An 8774-nucleotide genomic window follows, 5' to 3' on the forward strand; every position below is an offset into this window, starting at 1 on the left:
CCCCGGGAACCGGACCATCTAAGAGGAGACAGCCAAAATGGAAGACATCATTTCCGCGGAGCGGGTGGTCTTTGGCTACCCGAAGGAGGACAACCAACTGAATATCGTCCTGCGGGGCGTGAGCCTTACCATCCCGGAGGGGCAGTTCGTGGCGGTGCTCGGCCATAACGGCTCGGGCAAATCCACGCTGGCCAAGCATTTTAACGCGATCCTCGTCCCGAACGAGGGCAAGGTGACCGTCTGCGGCATCGACACGACGGACGAGGACAAGCTCTACGACATCCGCCAGCAGGTGGGCATGGTGTTCCAGAACCCGGACAACCAGATCGTCGCGACGATCGTCGAGGAGGACGTGGCGTTCGGACCGGAGAACATGGGGGTTGACCCGGCGGAGATCCGCCGCAGGGTGGACGAGTCGCTTTCCGACGTGGGGATGACCGAGTACCGGACCCACGCGCCGCACCAGCTTTCGGGCGGGCAGAAGCAGCGGATCGCCATCGCGGGCATCATCGCGATGCGCCCGCGCTGCATCGTGCTCGACGAGCCGACCGCGATGCTCGACCCCAAGGGCCGCAGGGAGGTTTTGAGCGTCATCAAGCGCCTCAACCGCGAAAACGGCATCACCGTCGTGCTGATCACCCACTATATGGAGGAGGCGGCGCAGGCGGAGCGGGTCGTCGTGATGAACGACGGCGAGATCCTCTTCGACGCGCCGCCGCGGGAGGTCTTCTCCCACGTGCAGGAGCTGAAGGAGGTCGGGCTCGACGTGCCGCAGGCCACCGAGCTCTGCTGGCAGCTGCGGCAGGCGGGCGTCGATCTGCCGGGCGACATCCTGACCGAGGCGGAGGCGGTCGAGGCCATCTCGGGCGCGCTGCGGAAGAGGGGGGTGGGCGCAAGATGATCGCGATCAAGACAGAGGAGCTCACCTACACCTATTCGGCCGGCACCCCCTTCCAGAAGACGGCGATCGACCATGTGAACCTCGAGATCGAGCAGGGGGAGTTCGTCGGCGTCATCGGGCACACCGGCTCGGGCAAGTCGACCCTCATCCAGCACTTCAACGGGCTTCTCCGGCCCACCTCGGGCCGGGTGCTCATCAACGGGACCGACCTGTGGGCCAAGGAGACCAACCTGCGGGAATACCGCTTCAAGGTGGGGCTGGTGTTCCAGTACCCGGAATACCAGCTCTTTGAGGAGACGGTCTACAAGGACATCGCGTTCGGCCCCACGAATATGGGCCTGTCGCCCGCGCAGGTGGACGAGCGGGTGCGCGAGGCCGCCAACTTCGTCGGCCTGCGCGACTACCATCTGCAGAAGTCGCCCTTCGAGCTTTCGGGCGGGCAGAAGCGCCGGGTGGCGATCGCGGGGGTGCTCGCGATGAACCCGGACATCCTCGTGCTCGACGAGCCGACCGCGGGGCTCGACCCCAAGGGGCGCGACAGCATCCTCGGGCAGATCAAGCGCTACCACCGGGAGCGGGGCAGCACGGTGCTGCTCGTCTCCCACAGTATGGAGGACATCGCGCGCTACGCGCGCAAGGTGCTCGTGCTCAACCGCTCGGGCGTCGCGATGTACGACAACGTGGCGAAGGTCTTCTCCCGCGCGGAGGAGATTACGAAGATGGGCCTTTCGGTGCCGCAGGTGACCCGCATCTTCATGGGCCTGCGGGAGGCGGGCTTCCCGGTGAGCGAGAGCGTCTACACGATGGACTACGCGCGCGAGGAGCTGCTTTCGCTGCTCGGAAAGGGGGCGGGGAACCGTGCTTAAGGATATCACGATCGGCCAGTATTTCCCCGGCACCTCCCCCATCCACAAGCTCGACCCGCGCATGAAGATCGTGCTCACGGTCGCGTATATCATCCTGCTCTTCACCGCGCAGAACGCGGTGGGGCTGGCGGTCGGGGTGCTCTTCCTCGTGCTTGTCTACGGGATTTCCAAAATCCCGCCCGTCATGATCCTGCGGAGCTTAAAGCCCGTGGTCCCGATCATCGTCTTCACCTCGATCCTCAACATGTTCTTCATCGACGGCAGAGTGCTTTTCCAGTGGTGGATTCTAAAGCTCACGGCGGAGGGAATCAAAACCGCCGTTTTCATGAGCGTGCGCATCGTCTGCCTGATCGCGGGCACCAGCCTGCTGACCTACACGACCTCGCCCATCGCGCTCACCGACGGCATCGAGCGGCTCTGCAACCCGCTCAAGCGCTTCAAGCTGCCGGTGCACGAGCTTGCGATGATGATGACGATCGCGCTGCGCTTTATCCCGACCCTCATCGAGGAGACCGACAAGATCATGTCGGCTCAGAAGGCGCGCGGCGCCGACCTCGAGAGCGGCGGGCTCATGCAGCGGGCGCGGGCGCTCATCCCGATCCTGATCCCGCTCTTCGTGTCGGCGTTCCGCCGCGCGGACGAGCTGGCGCTCGCGATGGAGTGCCGCTGCTACCGCGGCGGCGAGGGCCGCACCCGCATGAAGCAGCTCAAAATCCATGCGCGCGACGTGTGGAGCGCCGTCTTTGTGGGGGCCTGCCTCGTCTTCATCGTTCTTTCCAACATTTATGGGGCCCGGGTCCTGGCGCAGCTGGGCCTGCTGCTTCGTTCTGTCTAGCGGGGGGGTGACGGGGTTGCGCCATCTGCTTTTGACGCTGCGCTACCGCGGCACAAATTACCACGGCTTCCAGGTGCAGCAAAACGCGCTCTCCGTGGCACAGGTGGTACAGGACGCGGTGGAGGCGGTATTCGGCGCGCGGCTCGACGTGAAGGGCTGCTCCCGCACCGACGCGGGGGTGCACGCCAACAGCTTCGCGCTCACCCTGCGCACCGAAAGCGGAATCCCCTGCGACGCGGTGGTGCGCGCGATGAACGTGCGCCTGCCGGAGGATATCGCCGTGACCGGCTGCCGCGAGGCGGCGGAGGAATTCCACCCGCGCTACTCCTGCACCGGCAAGCGGTACCTCTATAAGATCCACAATTCCCCGGTGCGCGACCCGTTTTTGAGCGGCCTCGCGCTCCACTGGAAATACCCGCTCGACGAAGGGGCGATGGACGCGGCGGCGCGGGAATTCCTCGGGACGCACGATTTCGCGGCGTTTTGCAGCGCGGGCGGCTCGGTGGAGGACACGGTGCGGACGATCACCGCCGCGTCGGTCACGCGCGAGGGGACGCTCGTCACCTTCTCGGTCACGGGCAGCGGCTTTCTCTACAACATGGTCCGCATCATGACGGGCACGCTGCTGGAGGTTTCGCGCGGCGCGCTTTCCCCCTCCGACATTCCCCGCATCCTCGCGGGCCGCGACCGCGCCGCGGCCGGGCCGACCGCCCCGCCGCACGGACTCTATCTCGACGCGGTATTTTACTGATTTGGTCATTCACGGGAGGAAAACCGATGGCACAGTTAACCGATCTTGAAAAGGTGCGCCGCCGCCGGGCCCGGCGCCGGATGGTGCGGAGCCTCTTTATCCTCGCGCTTTTCGCGGCGGTGGTCTTCCTCTGCGTGACGGTCATCCGCCAGGCGGGCGACCTCGACCTCAAAACCGCCTACAGCGATCTCAAAGCGGGGATGGCGTCGGGCGACGGATACCCCGTCTCGCTGCCGGGCGGCCAGGTGACGGAGCTCGAGAGCGCGGGGGACGCGCTCGTGATGCTCACCGACACCAACCTCTACACCTACAACTCCTCGGGCGGGCAGATGCTGGGCGTGCAGCACGGCATGGCCGGCCAGACCCTGAAAACCGCCCGCGACCGCATCCTGCTCTACGACCCGAGCGCGGAGAAGCTGGCGGTCTACTCCAAGTCGGCGCTGCTCTCGTCGGTCACGACCGACAGCCAGATACATACCGCGGACCTCGCCACCAACGGCAACTTCGCGGTGGTCACCGGCGCGAACGACGCGCTCGCGCGCGTCATCGTCTACAACCGCGGCGCCGAGGAAATCTTCCGGTTCTCGGGGAACACGCCGATCATCAGCATCTCGCTGGCCGACAACCGCGATACGATGGCGGTCGGTTTCGTGGACGCGGCGGACGGCAAATACCTCTCGAGCATCCGGAAATTCCAGTTCAGCTACCAGGAGGGGGACACCGGCCGGGTCGACCTGCCGGGCGAGCTGCTCCTGATGGTCGACTACCGCAGCGCGAGCGCCATCCGCGCGCTGACCGACCAGCGGGTCATCCTCTTTGACGGCGACCTGCGCGAGACGGCGTCCTTCTCCTTCGGGGAGACGGCGCTCGACCGCTACGCCGATTCCCCCGACGGCAGGCTGGTGCTCGTGCTCGGCAACTACGACAAGGAGAAGCGCCTCTCGGTGGTGACCCTTGACCGCGACTTCAACGAGGTCGGGCGGTTCACCGTCGATTACAACATCTCGGGTGTCAAGGCGGACAGCGACTACATCTACCTGATGGCCAAGGACCGCCTGCACATCCTCGGCTTCGACGGCGCGATGGCGGCGTCGGTGCAGATCAACAGCTTGAGCCAGATTCAGCCGGTCGGCGGCAAGCTCTACTATACGACCGACACGGCGCTGAGCGTCATCGACGTCGGAGAGATCGCGCCGCCCGTCAACTCCGACAAGGAAACGCCCTCGCCGTCCGGGGAGGAAAGCGCCCCCGCGGACGACGGGCCTTCGGAAGAGGAGGCTTTGGAGCCGTCCGGGGAGGAAGCGCCTTTTGAGAGCGGGGAAGACGCGGAAAGCCTCCGGGCGGAGCCTGAAAGCGGGGCGGAGCCGGAGTCCGTCCCCGCTTCCGAAAGCGGCGCCCCTTCCGGGGACGCCTCGACGGGCGACCTTCTCAACTACGACAACCTCACGCCGGAGGGCTGAACCGATTTGTAAATTTGCGGCAGAACTGGTATAATAGCCGCAGGACGATCCGCGCCTGCGGCGCTTCCGTCCCGATGCGCAATGATACCGCTTCGCGCATTGCGCCTGCGGAATCATGGCCGCAGGCGGCGGCTATGATACCCGTGCGGAGCGTTCTTTGCGGCTGCGCCCGCCGCGCGTTTCGCGCCGGTGGGCGCGCAGCCGCAGGAAAGGGAATCTATGGACATTGTAGCCATTGTATTGGATATCGCCGCCGTCGCCATCGTGATCTATTGCGCGCACGCGGCGGCAAGAAAAGGCTTTTTGCGCACGGTCATCCAGATGGTCGCCTATGTTGCGATCATCCTCGCGGCCTCCTTCTTCAGCCGCGCCGCCGCCCCGGTCGTCTATGACCGGGTGGTCGAGCCGATGATCACCCAGCGTCAGGAGGCGCCGCGCGAACCCGGCGGGGCGGACCTCATCTCCTATGGGCGGACGGGGCTGCTCTCGGTGCTTGACGACGGCCTCGGCGCGCTGGAAAGCGGCCTGGACTCGGTGAAGGAGCTGCTGCCCGACGAATTCGACCCGCAGGCGCTCGCCGACGGACTCGTGGACGAGCTGGCGGACGCCACCCTGCGCCCGCTCATGATCAGCGCGATCGGCATGATCGGGTTTGTGCTGCTCTTTTCCATCCTGTCGATCGTCGCGAACATCCTGCTCTCCACGCTGGGGATCGTCAACCACCTGCCGGTGGTCGGCCCGATCAACGCGCTGCTCGGCGGCGCGGTGGGCATCCTCGAGGGGCTGCTGCTCGTGTGGGTGTTCGCCTTCCTGCTGCGGGGGCTGCTGGGCATCTACCCGGAGGGCTGGTGGATCTTCCGCGCCGACACGATCGGCCACACCTTCCTGTTCCGCTATTTCGCCGATCCCACGCTGCTGGGGCAGCTTGCATAAGCCGTTTGGCCTCCGACGCCAGAGAGAGGGTTGACCGCAATGAAAATGAATGTACCAAACGCGCTGACCGTCCTGCGGATTCTGCTGATTCCGCTCTTTTTGTGGCGGTTCCTGACCGCGCAGACGCAGCCGCAGTTCTACGCGGCGGCGCTGGTTCTGGGGGTTTCGGCGCTCAGCGACACGCTCGACGGCTATATCGCGCGGCACTATGACCAGATCACCCAGCTCGGTAAAATCCTCGACCCCATCGCGGACAAGCTCACCCTGGCCTCCGTCGTCGCGGCGCTGTGGATTACAAAGCCGCATCTCTGGCCGCTCTACGCGGTCTTCATCCTCAAGGAGTTCCTCATGCTCGTCGGCGGGCTGCGCCTGCACCGCAAACAGGTCACCATCGAGGGGGCCAAGTGGTTCGGCAAGCTCGCGACCGTCATGTTTTATGTCATTATGATCACGATCGTGGCCTTCCCGGCGCTGGGCGACGGGACCATTTTTGCGATGCTCCTGCTGCTGCTCGTCTTCATGCTCTTTTCTCTGCTGCGGTACGGGGTGATGTTTTGGGGGATGCTGCGGTCCGCCAAAAAACGGTAAACTACACCAAAATCGTATGATTATTTATGACGCGTTAATATGTTGTTCACAACGGGCATATACAATATAGTCTGGTAGATTCCATTTCCGCTTGTGAGAAAAGGTGAAAAATCTGATGGATATGATGTGTACAAGATGCAAAAAACGCCTGGCGGTGGTCTTTATGACCCGCCTTGACGGGGATAAAACGGTCAACGAGGGGCTCTGCCTGCGCTGCGCGAAGGAGCTTGGCCTCAAGCCGGTCAGCGACCTGATGGAGAAGATGGGCATTACCGACGACGAGCTGGACAATGTCTCCGACCAGATGATGGATATGTTCGGCGCGGACGGCGAGAACGGCTTTGAAATGGGCGGCGCGCAGGCGCTGCCGCCCTTTCTGCAGAACATCATGGGCGGCGGCCTGGTGCCGCAGGAGCCGAAAAAGGAGGAGCTTCCGCAGGAGCCGCCGGCGCGGCTGCGCGAGAAGCCCAAGCCGCCGCGCAATAAGCGCGGGGCCCCCGAAAAGAAATACAAGCACCTTGACGCCTACTGCGACAACCTGTCGCTCAAGGCGGAGCAGGGGAAGATCGACCGGATCATCGGGCGCGACCGGGAGATCGGCCGCGTCGTCCAGATCCTCAACCGCCGCACCAAGAACAACCCCTGCCTGATCGGCGAGCCGGGCGTCGGCAAGACGGCGGTCGCCGAAGGGATCGCGCAGCGGCTGGCGAGCGGCGACGTGCCCTTCCGCCTCGCGGACAAGAAGCTCTACCTGCTCGACCTGACGGCGCTCATCGCGGGCACCCAGTTCCGCGGGCAGTTCGAGAGCCGCGTCAAGGGGCTCGTCGAGGACATCAAGGAGGCGGGCAACGTCATCCTCTTCATCGACGAGGTCCACAACCTCGTCGGCGCGGGCGATTCGGAGGGCTCGATGAACGCCGCGAATATCCTGAAGCCCGCCCTCTCCCGCGGGGAGATCCAGGTGATCGGCGCGACCACCTTCAACGAATACCGCAAGAACATCGAAAAGGACGCCGCGCTCGAGCGCCGTTTCCAGCCGGTGACGATCGAGGAGCCGTCAATCGAGGAATCGGTCGAGATCATCAAGGGGATCAAGAGCTATTACGAGCAGCACCACCGGGTGGTGGTCAGCGACGAGCTGGCCCGCATGACCGTCGTGCTGTCCGAGCGGTATATCACCGACCGCTTTCTGCCCGACAAGGCGATCGACCTGCTCGACGAGGCCTGCTCGGCCGCTGTGCTGCGCAACGCGGACCTCGCGGAGTACGACCGCCTGATGAAGCAGGACGGCGACGTGACCGAGCAGCTCGAGGAGCTCGAGGCGTCGACCGACGAGCCCGATTACGAGACGATCGCGCGGCTGCGCGGAGAAAAGATCGTCATCGATGAAAAACTCAAGGAAGTCGGCCCCAGGGCGCTGGCCCAGCCGGTGACGGGGGACGACCTCGCAAACGTCATCGAGCTGTGGACGGGCATCCCCGCCGCCAAAATCCGCGAGACCGAGCTGCGCCGGGTGGCCCGGCTCGAGCCCGCGCTCAGGGAAAAGATCATCGGGCAGGACGAGGCGGTCGAACTGGTGAGCGCCGCCGTGCGCCGCTCCCGCGTCCAGATTTCCGCCCGCCGCCGCCCGGCCTCCTTCATCTTCGTCGGCCCGACCGGCGTGGGCAAGACCGAGCTGGTCAAGGTGCTCTCGAAGGAGCTCTTCGATTCGGCCGACCCGCTCATCCGGCTGGACATGTCCGAATTCATGGAGAAGCACACGGTCAGCCGCCTGGTCGGCTCGCCGCCGGGATACGTCGGCTATGACGAGGCGGGGCAGCTCACCGAGAAGGTGCGCCGCAAGCCCTATTCGGTCGTCCTTTTCGACGAGATCGAAAAGGCCCACCCCGACGTGCTCAACATCCTGCTGCAAATCCTCGACGAGGGGCGCATCACCGACGCGCACGGCAGGGTCTGCTCGTTTGAAAACACCGTCATCGTCATGACCTCCAACGCGGGCAGCGAGCGGCGCGAGGGCGCGCTCGGCTTCAACCGCACCGATGGGGAGGCCTCGAAGGAGAAGGCGCTCAAGGCGCTCTCCGAGTTTCTGCGGCCGGAGTTTCTGGCGCGCGTCGACGAGGTGGTCGTTTTCCGCCCGCTTGACGAAGGGGACTTCCGGAAGATCGCCGGGCTGATGCTCGGGGAGCTTCGGGACCCGCTCGCCGAGAAGGGGATCAAATTCGGCTGGGACGACGAGGCCGCGGCGCTCATCGCCCACAAGGCGCACGGCAAGCGCAGCGGCGCGCGCGACCTGCGCACCGTCATCCGCAAGGAGGTCGAGGACGCCATCAGCCTGCGGCTGGTCGACGATCCCGACAACGTCCCCGCGCTCATGAAGCTGACCGTCGAGGACGGAAACCTGAAGCTGATCTACCAGTAAAAAAAGCGGCGCTCACCATAT

At 64.8% G+C, this 8774-nt stretch carries 8 protein-coding genes; all 8 read left to right on the top strand.

The genetic code is table 11. The features are described 5' to 3' along the window. Window positions 1-37 precede the first annotated feature (37 nt). The 8 genes from RDM88_RS01315 (at window position 38) to RDM88_RS01350 (ending at window position 8753) form a co-directional block, all read left to right on the top strand. Window positions 38-901, top strand: a complete 864-nt coding sequence (locus tag RDM88_RS01315; RefSeq protein ID WP_308752429.1) for an energy-coupling factor transporter ATPase — start codon at window positions 38-40, stop codon at window positions 899-901. Next, the gene (locus RDM88_RS01320) at window positions 898-1767 is read left to right on the top strand and encodes an energy-coupling factor transporter ATPase (RefSeq protein WP_308752431.1); all 870 of its coding nucleotides are present in this window, start codon (window positions 898-900) and stop codon (window positions 1765-1767) included. The genes RDM88_RS01315 and RDM88_RS01320 overlap by 4 nt, the downstream gene beginning before the upstream one ends. Next, entirely contained in the window at window positions 1760-2602 is an 843-nt protein-coding gene (locus RDM88_RS01325; RefSeq protein WP_308752433.1) for an energy-coupling factor transporter transmembrane component T, read from the top strand. The genes RDM88_RS01320 and RDM88_RS01325 overlap by 8 nt, the downstream gene beginning before the upstream one ends. 16 nt (window positions 2603-2618) lie before the next feature. Then, window positions 2619-3353 carry a tRNA pseudouridine(38-40) synthase TruA gene (truA, locus tag RDM88_RS01330; RefSeq protein ID WP_374045397.1) on the top strand — a complete coding sequence of 245 codons (735 nt, stop codon included), beginning with the start codon at window positions 2619-2621 and terminating at the stop codon, window positions 3351-3353. A 26-nt stretch (window positions 3354-3379) separates the two neighbouring features. Beyond that, entirely contained in the window at window positions 3380-4813 is a 1434-nt protein-coding gene (locus tag RDM88_RS01335) for a DUF5711 family protein (RefSeq protein WP_308752437.1), read from the top strand. A 219-nt stretch (window positions 4814-5032) separates the two neighbouring features. Beyond that, window positions 5033-5746, top strand: coding sequence for a CvpA family protein (locus RDM88_RS01340; RefSeq protein ID WP_308752441.1), 714 nt, complete (start codon window positions 5033-5035; stop codon window positions 5744-5746). 39 nt (window positions 5747-5785) lie between these two features. Further along, window positions 5786-6334 carry a CDP-alcohol phosphatidyltransferase family protein gene (locus tag RDM88_RS01345; protein WP_308752443.1) on the top strand — a complete coding sequence of 183 codons (549 nt, stop codon included), beginning with the start codon at window positions 5786-5788 and terminating at the stop codon, window positions 6332-6334. 121 nt (window positions 6335-6455) lie between these two features. Beyond that, window positions 6456-8753, top strand: coding sequence for an ATP-dependent Clp protease ATP-binding subunit (locus tag RDM88_RS01350; RefSeq protein WP_308752453.1), 2298 nt, complete (start codon window positions 6456-6458; stop codon window positions 8751-8753). The last annotated feature ends 21 nt before the right edge of the window (window positions 8754-8774 follow it).

The sequence above is a fragment of the uncultured Anaerotruncus sp. genome, assembly GCF_902490045.1.
Classification (GTDB): Bacteria; Bacillota; Clostridia; order Oscillospirales; family Ruminococcaceae; genus Anaerotruncus.

Bases quoted from the DNA above. Each gene is read 5' to 3' on its own strand.
- RDM88_RS01345 (WP_308752443.1), top strand. From the start codon at position 5,786: ATGAAAATGAATGTACCAAACGCGCTGACCGTCCTGCGGATTCTGCTG.
- RDM88_RS01315 (WP_308752429.1), top strand. From the start codon at position 38: ATGGAAGACATCATTTCCGCGGAGCGGGTGGTCTTTGGCTACCCGAAG.
- RDM88_RS01340 (WP_308752441.1), top strand. From the start codon at position 5,033: ATGGACATTGTAGCCATTGTATTGGATATCGCCGCCGTCGCCATCGTG.
- RDM88_RS01350 (WP_308752453.1), top strand. From the start codon at position 6,456: ATGATGTGTACAAGATGCAAAAAACGCCTGGCGGTGGTCTTTATGACC.
- RDM88_RS01320 (WP_308752431.1), top strand. From the start codon at position 898: ATGATCGCGATCAAGACAGAGGAGCTCACCTACACCTATTCGGCCGGC.
- RDM88_RS01335 (WP_308752437.1), top strand. From the start codon at position 3,380: ATGGCACAGTTAACCGATCTTGAAAAGGTGCGCCGCCGCCGGGCCCGG.